19 protein-coding genes are annotated in these 21063 nt (G+C 35.4%); 18 read left to right on the top strand and 1 reads right to left on the bottom strand.

The window, feature by feature from the left end:
• Positions 1 to 57 precede the first annotated feature (57 nt).
• From UGRO018_RS02950 to UGRO018_RS02875, 16 genes are all read left to right on the top strand, one after another.
• On the top strand, positions 58 to 1035 hold the full coding sequence (locus tag UGRO018_RS02950) for a Gfo/Idh/MocA family protein (RefSeq protein ID WP_416324963.1): 978 nt from the start codon (positions 58 to 60) through the stop codon (positions 1033 to 1035).
• Positions 1032 to 2285, top strand: a complete 1254-nt coding sequence (gene rpoN / locus UGRO018_RS02945; protein ID WP_416324962.1) for an RNA polymerase factor sigma-54 — start codon at positions 1032 to 1034, stop codon at positions 2283 to 2285. Before UGRO018_RS02950 ends, rpoN begins: the two co-directional genes overlap by 4 nt.
• The gene (locus UGRO018_RS02940) at positions 2278 to 5052 is read left to right on the top strand and encodes a sigma 54-interacting transcriptional regulator (RefSeq protein ID WP_416324961.1); all 2775 of its coding nucleotides are present in this window, start codon (positions 2278 to 2280) and stop codon (positions 5050 to 5052) included. Before rpoN ends, UGRO018_RS02940 begins: the two co-directional genes overlap by 8 nt.
• A 98-nt stretch (positions 5053 to 5150) precedes the next feature.
• Positions 5151 to 5573, top strand: a complete 423-nt coding sequence (locus tag UGRO018_RS02935; RefSeq protein WP_416324960.1) for a PTS sugar transporter subunit IIA — start codon at positions 5151 to 5153, stop codon at positions 5571 to 5573.
• Complete coding sequence (locus tag UGRO018_RS02930; RefSeq protein ID WP_416324959.1) at positions 5567 to 6043, top strand: PTS sugar transporter subunit IIB; 477 nt, start codon at positions 5567 to 5569, stop codon at positions 6041 to 6043. Before UGRO018_RS02935 ends, UGRO018_RS02930 begins: the two co-directional genes overlap by 7 nt.
• A gap of 19 nt (positions 6044 to 6062) precedes the next feature.
• On the top strand, positions 6063 to 6848 hold the full coding sequence (locus UGRO018_RS02925; protein ID WP_416324958.1) for a PTS mannose/fructose/sorbose/N-acetylgalactosamine transporter subunit IIC: 786 nt from the start codon (positions 6063 to 6065) through the stop codon (positions 6846 to 6848).
• Positions 6841 to 7659, top strand: coding sequence for a PTS system mannose/fructose/sorbose family transporter subunit IID (locus tag UGRO018_RS02920; RefSeq protein WP_416324957.1), 819 nt, complete (start codon positions 6841 to 6843; stop codon positions 7657 to 7659). Before UGRO018_RS02925 ends, UGRO018_RS02920 begins: the two co-directional genes overlap by 8 nt.
• Positions 7659 to 8732, top strand: a complete 1074-nt coding sequence (locus UGRO018_RS02915; RefSeq protein WP_416324956.1) for an SIS domain-containing protein — start codon at positions 7659 to 7661, stop codon at positions 8730 to 8732. The genes UGRO018_RS02920 and UGRO018_RS02915 overlap by 1 nt, the downstream gene beginning before the upstream one ends.
• A gap of 18 nt (positions 8733 to 8750) precedes the next feature.
• The gene (locus UGRO018_RS02910; protein WP_416324955.1) at positions 8751 to 10085 is read left to right on the top strand and encodes an MATE family efflux transporter; all 1335 of its coding nucleotides are present in this window, start codon (positions 8751 to 8753) and stop codon (positions 10083 to 10085) included.
• 91 nt (positions 10086 to 10176) lie between these two features.
• Entirely contained in the window at positions 10177 to 10866 is a 690-nt protein-coding gene (locus tag UGRO018_RS02905) for a GNAT family N-acetyltransferase (RefSeq protein ID WP_416324954.1), read from the top strand.
• A 64-nt stretch (positions 10867 to 10930) separates the two neighbouring features.
• The gene (locus tag UGRO018_RS02900) at positions 10931 to 11617 is read left to right on the top strand and encodes a response regulator transcription factor (protein ID WP_416324953.1); all 687 of its coding nucleotides are present in this window, start codon (positions 10931 to 10933) and stop codon (positions 11615 to 11617) included.
• Positions 11592 to 13136, top strand: a complete 1545-nt coding sequence (locus UGRO018_RS02895; protein WP_416324952.1) for a sensor histidine kinase — start codon at positions 11592 to 11594, stop codon at positions 13134 to 13136. Before UGRO018_RS02900 ends, UGRO018_RS02895 begins: the two co-directional genes overlap by 26 nt.
• A 152-nt stretch (positions 13137 to 13288) precedes the next feature.
• On the top strand, positions 13289 to 14134 hold the full coding sequence (locus UGRO018_RS02890) for a hypothetical protein (protein ID WP_416324951.1): 846 nt from the start codon (positions 13289 to 13291) through the stop codon (positions 14132 to 14134).
• Between the two features lie 91 nt (positions 14135 to 14225).
• Positions 14226 to 14921 carry a VanR-ABDEGLN family response regulator transcription factor gene (vanR, locus tag UGRO018_RS02885; protein ID WP_416324950.1) on the top strand — a complete coding sequence of 232 codons (696 nt, stop codon included), beginning with the start codon at positions 14226 to 14228 and terminating at the stop codon, positions 14919 to 14921.
• Positions 14922 to 14923: 2 nt separating this feature from the next.
• Complete coding sequence (locus UGRO018_RS02880) at positions 14924 to 16045, top strand: sensor histidine kinase (RefSeq protein WP_416324949.1); 1122 nt, start codon at positions 14924 to 14926, stop codon at positions 16043 to 16045.
• A 128-nt stretch (positions 16046 to 16173) separates the two neighbouring features.
• Positions 16174 to 17097 (top strand): D-alanyl-D-alanine carboxypeptidase family protein, encoded by a 924-nt coding sequence (locus tag UGRO018_RS02875; protein ID WP_416324948.1) that lies wholly within the window; start codon positions 16174 to 16176, stop codon positions 17095 to 17097.
• On the opposite strand, the gene UGRO018_RS02870 is transcribed toward UGRO018_RS02875, so the two are convergent.
• Entirely contained in the window at positions 17080 to 17964 is an 885-nt protein-coding gene (locus tag UGRO018_RS02870; RefSeq protein WP_416324947.1) for a Cof-type HAD-IIB family hydrolase, read from the bottom strand. The genes UGRO018_RS02875 and UGRO018_RS02870 overlap by 18 nt on opposite strands.
• Before the next feature lie 191 nt (positions 17965 to 18155).
• Between UGRO018_RS02870 and UGRO018_RS02865 the strand changes: the two genes are divergently transcribed.
• Both UGRO018_RS02865 and nrdG read left to right on the top strand, forming a co-directional pair.
• Entirely contained in the window at positions 18156 to 20501 is a 2346-nt protein-coding gene (locus tag UGRO018_RS02865) for an anaerobic ribonucleoside triphosphate reductase (RefSeq protein ID WP_416324946.1), read from the top strand.
• Entirely contained in the window at positions 20494 to 21009 is a 516-nt protein-coding gene (gene nrdG / locus UGRO018_RS02860) for an anaerobic ribonucleoside-triphosphate reductase activating protein (RefSeq protein ID WP_416324945.1), read from the top strand. Before UGRO018_RS02865 ends, nrdG begins: the two co-directional genes overlap by 8 nt.
• The last annotated feature ends 54 nt before the right edge of the window (positions 21010 to 21063 follow it).

Below are 21063 nucleotides of genomic sequence, written 5' to 3'. Positions count from 1 at the left end.
TTTGTAGAGCACCAAATCTTCATTTAAAATATTATATTTTAAAGGAGGATATACAAAATGAATGTTGGAACGATTGGAACTGGGCAAATTACCTCTTGGTTTTTAAGTTGCTGGATAGAAGCAGGACATAGTTGTCATGCTGTTTATTCTCGTAGCTTTGAAAAAGGAGAGCAATTGAGGGAGAAATTTCAGGGGAACATTGTTTATACGGATTTAGATCAAATGATGGCAGATGAAAGGATAGAGGTAGTGTATATTGCTTCACCCAATAGTCTGCATTTTTCACATGCAAAAAAAGCATTATTGGCAGGAAAGCACGTTATTTTAGAAAAGCCATTCACATCTACATTGGAAGAATGCGAAGAACTGATTCAAATCGCAAAAAACAGAGCATTGTTTTTAATGGAAGGAATTACGGTAGTTGATCTTCCTCATTTAAAACTAATTGCTGAATGGATGCCACGTATCATGCCGATTCATATGGTGGTTTCTAATATGTCAAAGGTTTCCAGTAAGTATCAATCCTATTTGAAAGGGGAAAAACCAAATGTCTTTCAATGTCAATATTCCGGAGGAGCATTGATGGATCTTAACGTATACAATTTACATTTTATGACTACCATGTTTGATATGCCTACTTCCATCGCATATCATGCCAATATAAAAGATGGAATTGATTTTTCGGGATGTGCGATATTACAATATGAAACAATGACTGGTGTTTGTATTGCGGCCAAAGATAGCCAAGTAAACAGTTTTGTACAGATTCAGGGAGAAAAAGGAATGATTCAAATCGATAGTGATGCAGCGACACTTTCTAAGGTTTCTTTATGTTTATTGGATGGAACTAAGGAAAGTTGCCAACAACAAGATCATATATTGACACATTATTACTACATAAAACAGTTTGTTCGTATGGTGGAAGAACATGATCATCATGCCTGTATAAGAAGATTACAACATACCAAAGATGTCATGTCTTTGTTGGTACAGGCAAGAGCTTATGCTGGCATTGTATTTGAGGCAGATCAATGAGCGCATTTTCTCAAAAGCTGTCTCAGAAACAGCTACAAACCATGTCATTATCATATGGAATGAAGCTTTCCATCTCTTTATTACAGTTAAATAGCCTTCAATTAAAGGAGTTTTTGGAAAAAGAATTAATGGAAAATCCACTTTATGAAATAGATTTCTTTGAACCTTCCAACGTCCATTATCATCAGGACTTTGATATCGCAGATGAACAACATTCCTTACAAGAAGAATTGTTGCTTCAAATCAATGATAAACATTTAAACCTCGGTATTTTAGAAATGATTTTGCAAAACTGTGATGGAAATGGGTATTTGCTTGTCACAAAAGAAGAACTTGCTGATAAACTTCATAGTCCATTACCTCAAGTAGAATATGTGCTTGAGTTGATTCATCAGTGTATGCCCTATGGTATTGCATCTAAGGATCTTAGTGAATGTTTATATCTTCAGTTGAAACAAATGTATCCAGATCATACATTAGCGCAACAACTTGTCATATATGATTTGCAAGATATCGCCAAGAATCGTATGGAAAAGTTAGCACAAAAATATCACGTTGAAAAACAAGCCATCAAAGAAGCCATCTTACTCATCCAAACCCTGGATCCAAGACCGGCGAGTTCTTATGATATGGAGCATATTCAATTTGTGAAGCCTGATGTCATTTTGAAAATGAAAGAGGAAGAACTTCAAATCATAATGCCTCATTACTTTAACATAAAGGAATATGATTATGATAAGGGGTATGATTTCAATAAAGAGGATAAACACTTTATCAAAGAAAAAAGGGAACAAGGAAAAGTCATCATTGATTGTCTGAATCGGAGAAAAGAAACCTTGTATGCAATCATGAGTGTACTAGTAGAAGTACAACAAGGTCATTTACGATATCAAAAGCCTTTAAACTATTTGCGTATGGTAGATGTTGCGGAAGCATTATCTGTTCATGAAAGTACCATATCACGAGCGATGAAGGATAAATATTATGAATACAATGGTATAGTTTATCCTATGAAAAATCTCTTATGTAAACAGGTACATAAGACATCGGTAGATTCTATTTATCTCATGTTGAGAAAATTGATCGAACAGGAGGATCGTCATGCGCCATTATCAGATCGCCAACTTTCTGAATGTTTAAAAGAACAAGGTATTACATGCTCTAGAAGAACGATTGCAAAATATCGCATGGAGCATCATATTCCCAATACACAGACGAGAAGAAGATGGAAGGAGAAGATCGATGAATAATATAAAAACAAAGGTTTATCAAAGATTAAAGGAATACTCACTGGCATTTGAGGAAAGTGATTCAAATCTTTATACCACTTCTTTCTTAGCAAAAGAACTGGATGCTTCCAGAAATGTGGTTTCCCAATATTTGAATGAATATTATGATGATGGTATGCTCATTAAGGTGAATGAAAGACCGATTTTGTTTTTCACAAGAGATATTTGTGAGCATGGGGAAGAACTGATGAATAGCTATACCAGTTATGATGCTTTGAAAAAAGACGTGCATAAGCTAAATAGAAAATCTATGGCATTTACCAAATTGATCGGATACAAGGGATCTTTAAGTAGCATTGTTCAACAATGTAAATCTGCGATTACTTATCCCAATGGTGGATTACCGATTTTATTATTAGGACCTACCGGTGTCGGTAAAAGCTTGATTGCCAATACGATGTATGAATATGGTGTAGAAAAAGGGATCTTTCAGGAACAGGGGCGTTGTATTACCGTAAATTGTTCGGAATACGCAGATAATCCGGAATTCTTTTTGACCAATTTATTCGGCTGTAAAAAAGGTGCTTATACAGGAGCTGATAAGGATCGAGAAGGTTTAATTTCTTTAGCAAATGGTGGAATGCTGTTCTTGGATGAAGTCCATTGTCTTTCCAGAGAATGTCAGGAGAAATTATTTTTATTTATGGACAAAGGCATATATCATATGGTCGGTGATAATGATAAATGGTATGAAGCACATGAACATCTGGTGTTTGCGACAACAGAAAATCCCCAAACAGCATTATTGAAGACTTTATATCGAAGAATACCCATCGTGACACAAATTCCTTCTTTGAGTGAACGACCAAAACAAGAAAAACAAGAATTGATGGTGTATTTATTAGAGAAAGAAGCTCATCGGATTCATCGAGAAATTAAAATCACACAACGATTATGTCAAATTATCGAACATTTGGAATTTCCGGAAAATATCGGTCAGTTTATGAACTGTATCAGGGTTTTGGTAGCTAATGCTTATGTTGCGAATCAAGAAGGATCTCTTTTATTGGATATTCAATATCTGAATGATGAACGAATCGAACAATGTAATCGAGAAGGCTTATTTGTACAATATGGAGATACTGCTAGCATTTCTTTACAAGATTTAAAGCTTAATCAAAAACGGGAATTAAAGCTTTATGCGTTTAATCGTGATATCATAACGATTTGTGAAGAATATCAAGAAGATGTAGATCTATTACTTCATCGTTGTTCTCGTCGATTCCAACAATATATGGATGCCATTTGTTTTGAAGAAGATACAGCCTCTTCCGTAAAAGAATTGTTATATTATAGTGTACTGGAAAACATATGTGCGAAACTAGGAAAGAAATATGCAATCACATTCAGCAACAATGCTTTGATCAATCTAGCGAAGTTATACAATGATTATATCGTTAATACAAGCTCTTGTGATTCTTTATTACAAACACACAGTGATCAAATCGAAAAAAGTATTGCCAAATTTACGGAAATCATACCCGATATCGTCGCAATGACTTCTGATTTTGCAACACAGACAAAAAGCCTTTTGAACTTTGAAATGAATCCCTTGATGTTTTTAGATGCTATTTTATATCTGAAGGAATTATCTACCAGAATCATCGAACGAGAAACACGTTGTATCATATTGGCACATGGATATTCCACAGCATCTTCCCTTGCGACAACTGCCAATTATATGGTCGAGGATGATATTTTCGATGCCATGGATATGCCAATGGATGTAAATGTAAAAACCATCGCAGAAAAATTAAGTGATTATATTACCACAAGAAAAAAGATGCGTGATTTGATCATCCTTGTCGATATGGGTTCTTTAGAGGATATCTATAAGCGTGTCGTATTAAACGATCATATCAATATCGTCATTATGAATAATGTTACGATCAAATTAGCTTTAGAGGTGGGAATGATGGTAAAACAGAATATTCCGGTAGAAAGAATTATGGAAAGTGTTCAAAAGCAAGACTATAGCAGTAAGGCTGTATTTATTGAAAATAGAAAAAAAGAAAAAGCAATACTGACGGTTTGTGCGACAGGAATCGCAACCGCAGAAAAAATATCACATCTTCTTTTAGAAAGTTTACCGGTTAAATCAGAATTAAAGGTATTGGAATATAGCTTTGACTCCTTAGCACATGGTGGTAAAAACGCCGCTATCTTTGATAAATATGATGTGCAATTCATTATCGGAACTTTAGATCCACAAGTGAATGGTGTTCCTTTTTTATCTATTGAAGACATCATTGAGAAGCAGAATATGCATCGCATCGAGCAATTGATGCAACAGGTATTATCACCTAAAGAATTAGAGGTGTTTAGCTCTAATATCATTCGTAACTTTTCCTTACAGAATTTATTGGATTATTTAACCATTCTAAATCCTAAAAAGATCATTGGTTATGTAGAAGAAATTATCAATAGCATACAACATGATTTGGATTTACAAATGTCAGGAAATACCATTGTAGGACTCTATTTGCATATTAGTTGCTTAATCGAACGCTTGATCATGGATAAATATATCACTCGCTATGATGATTTGGATCAATTCATTCAAACGCAACCTGATTTTATTCGTATCGTAAAAAAAGCATTTCATAACTTAGAGCGACATTATTGTGTGGAGATACCGGTTAGTGAGATTGCCTATATTTATGATTACATCTATCGTCTGAAGTCTGTCGAAAAAAAGGATAGAAGTGTCGAAGATTCTCTGTTTTAAATCAATTTTATGAAAAAAACCTAGGAAACATGCTGATTTTATGAGTTGGCATGTTTCTTTCTTGTTATTAGGGTGTAAAAGAGAAAGGAGGAATCACATTGGGAACACGCATCATATTAGCATCCCATGGATCTTTAGCTGAGGGGATGTTAAGTGCCGTAGAAATGATAGCTGGAAAGCAAGAGAAAATGAGTGCTTTTGGATTAACGAAGTATCATACACCGCAAAAAGTAAAAGAAATGGTGTTAGAGGAATTTGCTCGATATCCACAAGAGCATTTCATTATCTGTTGCGATATCAAATGCGGAAGTATTCATAACATCCTGGTAGAGCTGTGTGCAGATGAAAGGGTATCTCTGATTTCAGGTATGAACCTAGCGCTGGTATTGACACTGTCCTTATCTAATGACATGGAGAAAAATCAATTGAAGAACTGCATGGAAGAAGCAAAGGACAATCTAATGTATTTTGACAAAGAAACCATTATGAACAGTAATCTAGAGGAGGACAAATTATGGTAGAGCTAACAAGAGTCGATGAACGTTTGCTTCATGGGCAAGTCGCTGTGACTTGGGTAAGTGAGGTACAGCCTGATTCCATTCTGATTGCAAATGATGAAATCATGGAGAATGAAATGGCTAAAATGGCTTTGAAAATGGTAAAGCCAAATGGTGTCAATCTGGCAATTCGTTCTATCGAAGGAGGAGCACAGGTATTAAATGATCCAAGAGCAGAAAAGTTAAAAATCTTTGTGATCGTAAAAACCATTAAGGATGCGCTTCGATTGATTGAAAAAACGAATTGTATTCATAAGGTCAATATCGGTGGTGTAAAGAAAAAGGAGGGAGCAAAATTAGTCGCAGCAGCTGTGTATTTAAATGATGAAGATTTAAGTGCTCTACAACAGCTATGTGATGTGATACCTGAAGTAGAATTCAGAATGATACCATCGGATTCACCGAAAGCAGCAAAAGAAGTTTTGGGAAAATAAAAGAAAAAGGAGAAAAATTATGACGATTGTACAAGCATTGATGATTGCGATAGTGTGCTGGTTAATTCATGGGTGTGAAGCATGGTTTGCTTATCCTATGATCAATACGCCACTTGTGTTATGCCCGGTAGTAGGCGCAATTTTAGGGGATTTAAACATGGGAATAGTTTGTGGGGCAACGTTACAGCTGGTATTTTTGGGAGTTATGGGAATCGGAGGAACACTACCTGCCGATGCGGCCTTAGGTTCGATCGTAGGAACAGCGTTAGCGATGACAACGGGACAAGATGTTGAAATCGCATTAACTTTCGCAGTACCTGTATCTTTAATTGGCTCTACATTTACTTTTATCGGTTATTTGATTCGTACTCTATTTACACCAATCACGCATAAATTTGTGGAATCAGGAAACCAACGTGCTTTGACATTAGAACATGTTGGATTGGCATTCCTTCCTGAATTACCTAAATATATCGTGTTATTTGCGGTATTGGCATTTGGTTCAGGAGTTGCAGAGGATCTGATTGCGATCATTCCTCAGACCTTTATAGATGGTATGGATTTTGCTACAGGCTTAATGCCTGCTGTCGGAATCGCATTGCTGTTGAAAATGATGTGGAACAAATCTATGGCTGTTTATTTCTTCTTTGGCGTTGTATTAGCTTGTTTCTTTGCACAAGGTACATTATCTGTGGCTTTGATGGGAGTCATTGTTGCGGTTATCGTGATTTCTTTGGAAGGAAACAAAGAGAAACAGACGGTTGTAGAATCGACTGTAGATGATGGAGGGCTATTCAATGACTAGAAAATCAACCTTAACAAGTGAAGATAAGAAAATGTGTAGGTCAATGTTCTGGAGAACTATGACCTTAAGTTCAACTTATAATTATGAAACCATGCAGGCACTTGGTTTTATGTATGCTATGATGCCGGCAATCAATCGCTTCTATCATACAAAAGAAGAACGTACAGAAGCATTAAAACGCCACAATGAATTATTCAATACTACACCGACAATGGGTGGTATCATTACAGGACTGGCAGCTTCTATGGAAAAAGAAGCAAGTGAAACTGAGGACTTTGATACTTCCAGTATATCAGCAATCAAGATTGCATTGATGGGACCATTTGCGGGAATTGGTGACTCCTTATTTTGGGGAAGCATTCGAGTGATTTCTTTAGGAGTCGGTATTGGTCTAGCACAATCCGGATCTATTCTCGGTTTGATACTTCATCTATTGATCTATAATATTCCAGCACATCTTATCCGTTACTTTGGCGTCTTCTTAGGCTTTGAAATGGGTGGTAATTTCATGAAGACAGCAAGTGAAAGCGGTATTATGGGGAAAATCACAAAAGGTGCAGGTATTGTTGGTTTAATGACAGTAGGCGCAATGGCTTGTACTATGACCAATTTCAAGATCGATAAAGTATTTACGATTCAAGGTTCTGAATTGGCTATTCAAAGTATTTTAGATACCATATTCCCTAATTTATTGCCATTGTTATTGACCTTCGCTTGCTATAAAGCAATTAAGAAAAATGTGAATCCGGCAGTCTTAATGCTGATTCTACTTGTATTTGGTGTGATTGGAAAATATGCGGGGTTATTCTAATGAATGAAAGATTTCAATGTAGTATGCTGGATTGCATTCGTAACACAAAAACAGCAATAGAAAATATAACATCACACCAAAAAGAAAACACGAAAGAATTAAGAGCCTATCTAACTGAAGATATCAATGAAATTGTTTTTGTCGGAAGTGGAACTAGTTCCACTTCTGCGATAACGGCAAGAAACTTTGTGGAAAAATGTAGTTTATGTAAAACAAGTGTCATTTATCCTAATGATTTCATTCATAATACCTATGTGTTTCCTCAAAACGCTTTATATGTGTTTATTTCACAAACAGGATCAAGCATTGTATCAAGAGCGGCATTACAGCTGGTAAAAGAAAAAGGATATGCAAATGTAGCGATATCCGAAGCTGCTGATACCTTGATCGCAAATGATGCAGATTGTTATCTGCCTTTGGATTGTGGGATCGAAGAATATCCAATGCGTACCACAGGGTATTGTGCTAGTGTGATTGCTTCTATGATGATTGGCATGGAAGTAGGTTTGAAAAAGGGAACATTAAATGAGGTACAATATGAAGCCTATATGGAAGATTTGAAAAAAGTAGCACTTCATTTTGACGAATTAATCGATGCTGCAATGAATTGGATGAATTTCGCAAAACGAAAGATGTTAAGAAGCGATTTGATCGTTTTTACCGGAGCTGATGAATATTATGGTGTAGCTTTGGAAGGTGCTATGAAGGTATGGGAAACGCCTCAGATTGCCAGTGTAGGATATGAGATAGAGGAAGGTATCCATGGTCCTAATTATGGATATAATGAACGTCATTGTGTCATTGTATTAAATAATGGCGGAAGAGAAGATGCGAAATGTAAGGCATTGGCATCTTATATGAAGGATTGCAAGCATAATGGTTTTATGATCGGAAAAGAAGGAATTGATGATGAAGACTTTGTCTTTACACCTTCCTCCAGGTACTTTGCCTGTATCGAATACGCCGCAGTATTACAAGTGCTTGCCTATCGTTTGGCACAAGATCAAGGACGAGATCTATATGCCCATCACGATAACTCAACCATGGAATCTTACTTCAAGACTCACTCTTAATCAGAGGAGGAACGCATGATGGAAAAGAAGCAATTGAAAAGAAATTTATTTGTATTAGCGTTGCCGATAACCATACAAAATCTCGTGGCGTTTTTAGGAAATGCAATCGATACCGTTATGATTGGTCAGATATCTGAAATTGCCTTTTCAGGAACATCACTAGCAAATCAGGTGTTCTTCATCATCACGATGATTTTGTCAGGAATTGCCGGTGGAAGTAATGTTCTTATTTCTCAATATTGGGGAAGAAAGGACCGAAAAAGTATTTATCATGTTTTATCCTATACCTATCGCTTTGCATTAGGATTTGTCTGTTTGATCGTATTCTTTTCTTTCTTCTTTCCAACTACGGTATTGAAAATCTTCTCCAATGATGCTCAGCTCATCGAACAGGGAAGTCTATATTTAAGATATGTCTGTCTATCCTATTTGTTCTTTGCGATATCTACCATTACTGTACAAATTCTTAGAAGTGTACATGAAGTTAAGATATCTATGATATCTTCTATCATTGCCTTGGTATGTAATGCCCTGTTAAATTATGTATTGATATTCGGAAATTTCGGCTTTCCGAAGCTAGGTTTGATGGGTGCCGGTATTGCGACAACGATTGCCCGATTGATTGAATTATGTGCAGTAATGATTTATGTATATCGATATGAAAAGAATCTACACTTACGCCTACATAAATTGAAAGCATTAGATAAAGATGTCTTACGCCTATTCTTTCAAAAATGTGGACCGGTATGTGCAAATGAAGCAATGTGGTCCTTGGGAGAGAGCTGCGTTGTTATGATTATCGGCAGATTAGGACCAAGTGTTGTCATGGCAATGGGAATTTATAATGTCATTGCACAGTTATCCAGTGTTCTAATGAATGGATTAGATTCCGCTGCTTGTGTATTGATCGGTAATACACTAGGAGCTAGAAGATTAGATGATCTTCATATATTAAGAAGCTATTTTCAAAAACTCTCACTTATGATTGGTGGCTTTGACGGGATGTTAATGTTAGGCAGTATACCGATTGCATTTCTTATGTATCCTATGAATGAACAAACTCGAGCAATCACTTTACAAATTTTAATACTCGGGGCGATCATAGAGGTTTTTAAGGCATTTCAATGTATGAATATGATGGGGATATTACGAGGGGGAGGAGATGTGAAATTTGCTTGTATGAATGATATCATCTTTCTTTGGGGACTGGCACTTCCATTGGGATTTATCTGTGCAGTACTCTTAAAGTTACCATTTGCCATTGTCTTTTTCGCAATCAAAAGCGATCAAATCGTCAAATGTATCACAAGTGAATGGAGAATACGTAAGAATCATTGGATGAAGGCAATCTAAGAGAACAATAAAAACGTGAAGATTCACGTTTTTCTCTATTTCTTGACTTTCACATAAAGCACATGGATAATAAAGGAATGAGGTGATAAAGATGAAGCTGGATAACGATCAGGTTTTATATGCGGATATCCTAGAATGTTTACGAAAAAAAGAATCGATCATCTATGAGGATGAACATGCCATCTGTGTACAAGATCACCATAGTCAAATGCTTTATTGTGCAAGTGAAACAGTGGATAGCGCAATGAAATTAGTGGAGGCTATGCCAAATGATTTTTCAATGATCGTAGCACATGATCTATATACAGATAAAATGATTCAACAACGATTTCATATTTCATGTACATTGGAGTGCTACCATACCATGTATACCAAAAAAGAAAAACCAATGGTAACACTTCCAAAAGGATATGAAATTACCATGTTGGATGCAAGTCATCTAAAAGAAATTATGGCACTATATTCTATGGAAGATTGTAACCAAGAGGATTATTTAATGGATTGTCTAAATGATGGCATGGCCGGTGTCTTTTATCAAGATGATTTGTGTGGTTTTATGGGTGTCCATGAACAAAGTTCTATGGGAATTTTAGAAATCAAACCAAAGTATCGTCGAATTGGATTAGCAATCGCCTTGATTCATTATGTTGTTGGTATGCAAATGGATAAAGGGAGAATACCTTATGGAGAAATCGTAAAGGATAATATCGCAAGTATTAAATTACAAGAAAAAGCAGGTCTTGAAGTAAGTAAAACTTTGACTTATTGGTATTTTTCTTAAAGTTCACAAATCGCTCACATACAAATAGAAGAAAACCTTGTATAATGAAAATGAGGTGATTTGGATGAGTAAACTGTTGGTTGTAGATGATGAAGAACGAATTCGATCTATCATTAGAAAATATGGAGAATTTGAAGGTCATGAAATTGATGAAGCAAGTGATGGTATGGAAGCGATTCATATATGTAATCGCAATACCTATGACTTAATCATCATGGATGTCATGATGCCGAATTTAGATGGCTTTTCTACATGTAAGGAAATAAGAAAAAAAGCCAACACACCGGTTATCATGCTATCGGCACGTGGAGAGGAATATGATCGTATTCATGGCTTTGAGCTTGGTATTGATGACTATGTAGTCAAACCATTCTCACCAAAAGAATTGATGATGAGAGTATCCGCTATCTTAAAACGATATCAAGGAGAAAAAGGAACTCAGAAAGAAATTTATACCTATCAAGGACTGAAAATAGATTTTACAGGTAGAAAAGTTTTCATTGATCAAAAACTAATTGAATTATCACCGAAGGAATATGAACTGTTATTCTATCTTGTGAGAAATGAGGGAATCGCATTGACCAGAGAACAATTGATCCATGATGTTTGGGGATATGATTTCTATGGCGATGATCGTACCTTAGATACGCATATAAAGCTGTTAAGAAAAAGTCTTCAAGAGTACCATACTTTGATCATTACCTTACGAGGGGTAGGTTATCGTTTTGAAACTGAAAGAGATCAAAGCTAGAAAACCTGTCAGCATCAAATGGAAGCTTTTTGGCGGTTTGATATTTTTTATCGCCATCGTTATTTTGGTGCTTTGGTTGTTACAGGTGTTTTTTCTTGAACGTTTTTATATGTATATCAAAAGTAATGCAGTAAAAGAAGCCGCAAGTAAAATTAATGAGATCATCAATGAAGAAAATTTCTCCTCTCAAATTCAATCGATTGCAAAAGAAAATGATTTTTGTGTAGCGGTATATCAGACAAAAGAAACAGAAATAGGGAATCTACAGGATGTACTTGCGAGCAATCAAGATGACTTTCGTTGTCGCATCGGGGATATTCGTAAAGATACCAAAGTAATCGCAGCCTTACAACAGGAAGTTGTAGAGAATGGTGGAATTGCCAGTAAGCTGATGGAAGAGTCAGATGCCAATTCATCCCTTTTGAAATCAACTTTAGGGAAAAATCCATTTGATCAACGGGTAAATCTTGATCCGATGATGCAAATGCAGAAAAAAGTGTTTTATAATATGACCTATATCTCAGTTGTTCAGTCCGATCATGACACCTTAAAAACGATCATCATCGATGCACAACTAACTCCTGTCAATGCGACCATCGATACCATCAAAGCACAGTTTGCGATCATTACCATCATTTTGGTATTGGTTGCGTTTGGCTTAGCTTTTTATCTATCCAGAAAGATCGCAACGCCAATCATTCAAATCAATGAAAGCGCAAAACAGCTAGCAAAAGGGGAATATCATGTAGAATTCAAAGGAAGAGGGTATTTAGAAGCGAAAGAATTAAATGATACCCTATACCATGCTTCCATAGAATTAAGCAAGGTAGAAAATCTCAGAAAAGAATTGATTGCGAATATGAGTCATGACTTAAGGACACCATTGACCATGATTGCCGGTTATGGTGAAGTGATGAGAGATATCCCAGGAGAAAATACACCGGAAAATGTTCAGATCATCATTGATGAAACGACACGTTTAACAACCCTGGTAAATGATATGTTAGATTTATCTAAATTACAATCAGGAGTAATGGAATTAAACACTTCTACATTCAACATTACCCGGGAAATAAAAAATATTATTGCTCGCTATGATAAACTATTATCCAATCAAGAAATCAAAATAGATTTTATATACGAAGAAGAAGTTATGGTAAACGGAGATTGTGTGAAGCTAGACCAAGTGATTTACAATTTGATCAATAATGCCATCAATTATTGCGGTGAAGATCATCTGGTCATCGTCAAACAGATGATTCATGATGATCGTGCTTGTTTCCAATTTATTGATCATGGAGAAGGCATGGATCAAGATCAATTACCTTATATTTGGGATCGTTACTATAAGGTAGATAAGACACATGTACGCTCAAAAGTAGGTAGCGGTTTAGGACTTAGTATTGTGAAAGCTATCTTGGAATTGCATCAAGCAGAATTCGGAGTCAGAAGTAAAGTAAATGAAGGAACAGATTTTTGGTTTATCCTGCCCATTGATGAAACGAAAGAAAAGGCATAGTGTTTGATACTATGCCTTTTTTACAATTCATCTTATGATCTGATAAAATGTAAAAAAGAGGCATATTATGCGTGTTTTTGTCGAAAAAACAATACCAATGTAATAGGAATATGATATAGTAATAGTAACAAAGGGAAAGTGAGGAACTTATTATGAAAAAACTATTTGCGCTGTTATTAAGCGCAGGCATGTTACTTTCTATGACATCTTGTTCTTCCAGTAAAGTAGATGATGATGCATTGACTGCTTTAGAGGATGGATTGAATCAGATAGAGAATATGGAAAGTGCAATGTATGATGCTAATATGGGGATGGATGTCGAAGGAGAAAAAGCGAATATCGGTTTACATGGGGGATATTTAGAAAAAGATGGTAAATTGAATTTTTCTATGATCATCGATGCAGAAGAAGATGGAACTTCTGTTGATAATATGTTTGAAATTTATTATAAAGATGATCGATTGTTTATACAATTTTTAGGTGATAAATATCAAATGGATATGAATGAGCTGTTAGATTTGATGGAAGATACAGAAGATGAGCCTGAGCAAACAGAAAAAAAAGAGAAAGCATTTAAAAAAGAAGAAATCAAACCATACTTAACAAAAGCAAGCATGGATGGAAATACCATTCTTCTAGAGTTTGATAACAAGAAAGTACAAGAAGCTTTGAAGGAATCCATTGAACAGGCAAAACAAACATATGGCTATGATATGGAAGTAAAAGTGAAAAAGACAAGTGCACAAGTTGAAATAAAAGACGGATTTATCGTTGATGGTAATTTTACCTGTAATATCAACATGATCGTAAAGGATGAGTCGAATAATTCAGGTGCCGGAAATATGCAGATCGTCTTTACATTGAAATTTGATCAAATCAATCAAAATAAAGATCTGGAATTTCCGGATTTCAAAGATTATGAGGAAACTGATCTATTTACGTTAATAACTAAATTAATGCCCATAGATGGACAAGATCCTACAGGGTTGAATGCATAAAGTAAAAAAGTACGAAGGCTAGCTTCGTACTTTTTAAGTGAAACTTAAGTAAGTATGCTTACATAATTTGATATAATAAATGAAAAGAGGGATGCTTATGAAACTTTTAGTTGTAGATGATGAAAAAGAAATTGCGAATTTAGTTACCATATATTTGACAAATGAGGGTTATGAAGTAGATGTTTTTTATAATGGAGAAGACGCACTACAATCAATTCAACACATAGAATATGACTTGGCGATTTTGGATGTCATGTTGCCTGATGTCGATGGGTTTACCATTTGTAGAAAAATTAGAGAACGTCATACGTATCCAATCATTATGTTAACGGCCAAAGAACAAGATATTGATAAAATTACCGGATTAACTATAGGTGCTGATGATTATATGACAAAGCCATTTCAACCATTGGAATTGGTGGCTAGAGTGAAAGCACAGTTGAGAAGATATAAACGCTATAACCATTCTTCACCGATACATAATAGCATACGAACTTACTCTGGATTATATCTGGATCAAGACCAACATTTAGCAAAGCTTAATGAAAAACCGTTAAACTTAACTCCTATTGAATTCTCTATCCTTTGGTATTTGTGTTCCAGACAAGGAAAAGTAGTAAACGCAAGAGAGCTATATCAAGCGATTTGGAAAGAAGAATACTTGACTTCCAGTAACAATACTTTGATGGTACATATACGACATATCAGAGAAAAAATGAAAGATGATGCGGAACATCCAAAATACATTAAAAATGTATGGGGTGTAGGATATAAACTTGGAGGGTAAGTATGAAAAAATATATTAAAATCATTTTAGCGGTCATCTTAAGTATCAGTTGTTTATATGTGTTTGTTAGTTCAGGCAGTGGTAGCTGGTTTCGAAATTGGGTGACAGATAAATTCTTTATCGAAAATGAATACGAGTTTGATTCCATCGTACATCAAACCGTATTACCTCTATGGGATGAAATTTATAAAGGAGTACTTGTGTTTGCGATCATTACGGTATCTGTGTTTTCATGCTTATTGAAATTTATATCTGATCGAAACACAGTGAAACAAAAAAATCTTATGATTCAAACTATGGAACATACACTAACCAGCTTTCTTGATGGCAAAGATTATCAAGAGCTTCCAAAGGAATATAAGGGAATTGATGTGTTATTGATGCAAATCAAAAATAAAGAAGAAAAACAAATCGATATGTTAGAGAAACAAACACGTCAAAAGAATGATTTGATCTCTTATCTAGCCCATGATATGAAAACACCACTTGCATCGGTGATCGGATATCTAAGCCTACTTCATGATGTTCATGATATACCAAAGGAACAAAATGATGCCTATATTAAGATTGCTTTGGATAAAGCAAACCGTTTAGAGTCATTGATTGATGAGTTTTTTGATATCACAAGATTCAATTTACATGATATCGTCATTTCACGTGGAAGGATAGAAATGAAATTCCTATTTGACCAATTAAAAGAGCAATTTTATCCAGTATTGATGAAAGAACATAAAAATATCATCTTAGAAATAAAAGAGGATCTCATTTTTTATGGCGATGCAGATAAATTAGCAAGGGCATTTAACAATGTATTGAAAAACGCAATTGCTTATAGCTATGCGAATACCGATATCATCATACGTAGTGAAGTAACGGATAAAGAGCTTATTCTATATTTCCATAATCAAGGTGATGAAATACCGAAACAAAAACTAGATATGATTTTTGAGAAATTCTATCGTTTAGATAAAGCAAGATCCACAAATTCGGGTGGAGCCGGTTTGGGATTGGCGATTGCGAAAGAAATCGTTACCGCTCATGATGGAACGATATCCGTTGAAAGTAATTTGAAAGAGACTGTTTTTATCATTAAATTACCGATCACGGTGACAGGTGCCTGTTAAATATGGGTGCCTTTTTGTTTGTTTTAGATGATATGCTTTATTAAGCAAAAGTTAAGTAGCTTCTAAGTATGTCTTTTTATATGAAATTACCGATAATGATTTAATAGAGATAGGAAGGTGATTTCAATATGAAAAAATATAGGATACTAACTTTATGTCTATGTATTGTTACTGGAGGATTTTATGCTATGGAACATGACATAGATGCTATCATAAAAAAGGGATTCAAAGACGAGGATAGCAGTCACATTGACACAAACTTGGATAAACAAGTAACATTAACAAGTAAATATGCCATCTTGATGGAACAACAAAGTGGAGAGATCCTATTTAGGAAACACGATAAAGAAAAGATGCATCCGGCTTCTATGACAAAGATCATGACGGTATATCTTGCAATACAACACGTTCAAGATTTGAATGAAATGATTACAATATCACCCGATATTTTTCCTTATCTGGAACAGGAAAATGCATCTATGGCAGGCTTTTTGCCATATCAAAAGGTAAGTATCAAAGATCTGTTGTATGGTGCCTTATTATCAAGTGGTGCAGAAGCCTGTGAAACTTTAGCAATGCAAATAAGCGGTAGTGAAGATGACTTTGTGAAGTTGATGAATAAAGAAGCAAAACGGATCGGAATGACGGATACCCATTTTTCTAATTGTACCGGTTTGGATGAAGATGATCATGTTAGCTCTGTTTATGATATTGGTTTGTTATTGAGAGAAGCATTAAAAGATGATACCTTCTCAACGATATTCCAAACAAAATCTTATTACACGCAACCAAGTGTAGAATATCCTGATGGTTTTATGATGACTTCGACCATGTGGCAAACAATGCAGCAGCATGATATCAGCTCCCCTTATCTTATAGGAGGCAAAACAGGTTATACCCTAGATGCAGGTCTTTGTTTAGCAAGTCAAGGTAAGGTTCAAGGTAAATACTATCTATTTATCAGCGCTAATGCAAAAGGTGATGCTACCACAAAGCCTTATCATATACTAGATGCCAAACATATGTATGAGACCTTAGCCAATCAGAGATAAACGTTTCAACATATCTAAAACGCCCTCCTGTTCATTTGTTTTATAAGATAAGATACGTGCTTTTCGCTTTGTCTGATAAAAACCATTTTTCATTGTGATACCAATACCGGCAGATTGTAATAATTCTTCATCATTACCACTATCACCGAAAGCTAAGACATTTTGTAAAGTCAAATGTTGTTGTTCACAAATATAAGACAATGCATCCTTTTTACCTACGTTTTGCTTCACGATTTCCATTGCAAAGCGATTAATATAATAAAACTTATATTGATTAGGAAAATCATTTAGAATTTCTCGTTGAAAGGATTTGAGTTTTCGATGGCTTGATAAGAAACAAATTTTATCAAGCTGCTGAAAATGATAGGGAGTGCTTCTTTTCAGAAACTTTGTATGAAACAAAACTTGTATAGGATCATATTTTATATGTTTGAATGGACGTAATAGCATCTGAGCCAATTGGATGCTATAAAATAACCATAGGTTACAAAAAGCTTGATACATGCGTTTATCATTGGCGTATGCATTGATATGTTTTTGATTACTCACGGTCAAAATTTCCTTTATTTCCTTTTCAGTTAATGAGTCAAAACGATCAATCGTATCGGTTTCTAAATGATGGACCTCTAAACCATTTGCGCAAACTGCGAAGCCATGATACTTTTTCATATGTAACTGATGAATATAAGGTTCTAACTCATAAAAAAAGCGTCCACTTGCCAATACCAACAAATAGCCGGCTTTTTGTAATTGAATCAAATACTCAACCGTTGCAGGTGAAATATCCTTGTTGTGGTTTAATAATGTGCCATCTAGATCACAAACGATTATTTTGATAAGTTTACTTTCTTCTTGATTTAGGGTCATATGATGTCATCATCCTCTTTTTTGAAATTATATCATAAATCAGTTCATTTTGTAGAAAGAAAGCGTTTGATTTCCATTACCAAATGTATAGAAAAATTATTTCATAAATGTAAGAGCATTTACATTCCCCAAAACAGGAAAAATAAGCTATAATAGTTCCTAGCTTATGTAAACTAGGAGGTAGTTATTATATGATCACAACCATAAAAAAACGTGATGGAAGGGAAATTCACTTTTCACCGGAGAAAATTACAAGAGCCATTTTCCTTGCCGCAGATAGTGTAGCAAATGAAGAAGGCGTAAAAGCAGATTATGCAACAGCCGAACAGCTGACTTCACAGGTTACCGGTTATTTGAATAATATATATCAGGATGAGGTTCCAACCGTAGAAGAGGTTCAAGATGCAGTTGTGAAAGTATTGATTGAAAACGGACATGCTCGTACAAGTGAAGCTTATATTCTTTATCGTGCAGAAAGAAACCGTATTCGTAATATGAAAACCAGATTGATGAAAAGCATTGAAGAAATCACATTTGCGGATAGTAATGATGCGGATATCAAACGTGAAAATGCAAATATCGATGGTAATACAGCAATGGGAACCATGCTTCAATATGGAAGTGCGGTATCAAAAGAATTCTGTATGAGTCAATTGATGAATCCAATGCATGCAAGATTACATGAAAATGGAGATATTCATATTCATGATATGGACTTTATGAATATGGGTACGTTAACTTGTTGTCAAATTGACTTGGATAAGCTTTTCCAAGGCGGTTTTTCTACCGGACATGGTCATTTAAGAGAACCACAAGATATCGCAAGTTATGCAGCATTGGCTGCTATCGCAATACAAAGTGATCAAAATGATCAACATGGTGGACAAAGTATTCCGGCATTTGATTACTATCTTGCCAAAGGTGTCGCAAAAACATTCCGTAAAGAATATCGTAGTAATATCAATCGTGCATTGGAATTATTCATTTCACTTGATGTTGATGTAGAAGAAAACTTCAAGGCGGTGGAAGAAGCATGCAAGACAACTGCACGTATCGATATCGAGCCGGCATTTACTGAGGCAATGAATGATATGCTGATGAAAGAATATGCTTTAGATAAAGAAAAAGCAGAATTAATAACTACCTTTGCTTATCAAGAATCAATGAAAGTAACAAACAAGAAAACCTATCAGGCAATGGAAGGGTTTGTACATAATCTGAATACAATGCATTCTCGTGCAGGAGCACAGGTGCCATTTTCCAGCATCAACTTTGGTACAGATATGACAAGTGAAGGACGTCTGGTATCAAAAAATCTAATGCTTGCTCAAGAAGCCGGATTAGGACATGGTGAAACACCGATCTTCCCGATTTTGATTTTCAAGGTAAAAGAAGGCATCAATTACAATCCTGAAGATCCAAATTATGATTTATTTAAACTTGCAATGCGTGTATCCGCAAAACGTCTATTCCCTAACTTCAGCTTTATGGATGCTCCATTTAATTTACAGTATTACAAAGAAGGAAAACCGGAAACGGAAACTACCTATATGGGTTGTAGAACACGTGTCATGGGAAATATCAACGGTCCTGAAATTGCGACAGGAAGAGGAAATAACTCTTTCACAAGTATCAATCTTCCAAGACTTGGTATCAAGCATGGCGTTGTTACCAATGGAGAATTTAATGAATCGGCATTCTTCAATGAATTAGATGAATTGATGGAAATCGTAATTCAACAATTAATGGAACGTCTTCAAATTCAAGCAAAGAAAAAAGTAAAGAATTTCCCATTCCTTATGGGTCAAGGTGTTTGGATCGGTAGTGAAAATTTAGGTTGGGAAGATACGTTAGAAGAACTTGTAAAACAAGGAACGTTGACCATTGGATTTATTGGTCTTGCAGAATGTTTGAAAGCATTGATCGGCGAGCACCATGGAGAAAGTGAACGAGCACAAGAATTAGGATTGAAAATTGTTTCTCATATGAGAGAAGTATGTGATGAAGCAACACAAAAATATCACTTGAATTTCTCATTGATCGCAACTCCGGCAGAAGGTTTATCCGGAAGATTTACACGTATCGATAAAAAGGTTTACGGTATCATACCTGGTGTTACTGATCGTGATTACTATACAAACTCTTTCCATATACCTGTTTATTATCACATCACTGCATTTAAGAAAATTCAGAAAGAAGCACCATATCATGAATATACCAACGGTGGACATATTTCATACGTAGAGGTAGATGGAGATCCTACGAATAATCTTGAAGCATTTGAGGCTATCGTTCGTTGTATGAAGGATAGTGGTATCGGTTATGGTTCTATCAATCATCCAGTAGACCGTGATCCATGTTGCGGATATAGTGGTGTCATAGAAGGTCACATCTGTCCTAAATGTGGTCGTGATGAAACAAAAGGCGAATATAAATTTGAAAAGATTCGTCGTATCACAGGCTATTTAGTAGGAACTGTTGATCGTTTCAATAACGCAAAAGCATCAGAAGAGAGAGAACGTGTAAAGCATGGCTAGTATACGCCTTGCATCTGATTTACAACAAGATAGTATTGTAGATGGACCCGGGATACGTATGGTGTTATGGACACAAGGCTGTTTACACCAGTGTCCTGGTTGTCATAATCCTCATACACATGATCTTAATGGAGGAAAGCTTTACGATGTGGATACCATCATATCTGAAATGAGGGAATCCAGATTACAAAGTGGATTGACATTATCCGGAGGAGAACCTTTTCTTCAAGCTGAGGCATTATTACCAATTGTCAAAGCCGCAAAACAGATGCATTTAAATATCTGGGCTTATTCAGGATTTACTTATGAGGAATTATGGAATGATCCAGTGAAAAAAAAGCTATTAATGGAACTAGATGTTTTGGTCGATGGGAAATTTATACAGGATCAAAAGGATCATCGACTTGTATTCAAAGGTAGTAAAAACCAAAGAATCATTGATGTAAAACGATCCATAGAAGAAGGATATGTTATCCTTTCTTCCTATGATGATAAAAATCAATTTTGATAAAAAGTTCTGTATCACATAGATGTATTGTGATACAGACTTTTTTTATTGAAA

This window comes from Hoskinsella mucinilytica (genome assembly GCF_045223415.1).
Classification (GTDB): domain Bacteria; phylum Bacillota_I; class Bacilli_A; order Erysipelotrichales; family Erysipelotrichaceae; genus Hoskinsella; species Hoskinsella mucinilytica.
This window is presented reverse-complemented; position numbering and strand designations above follow the sequence as displayed.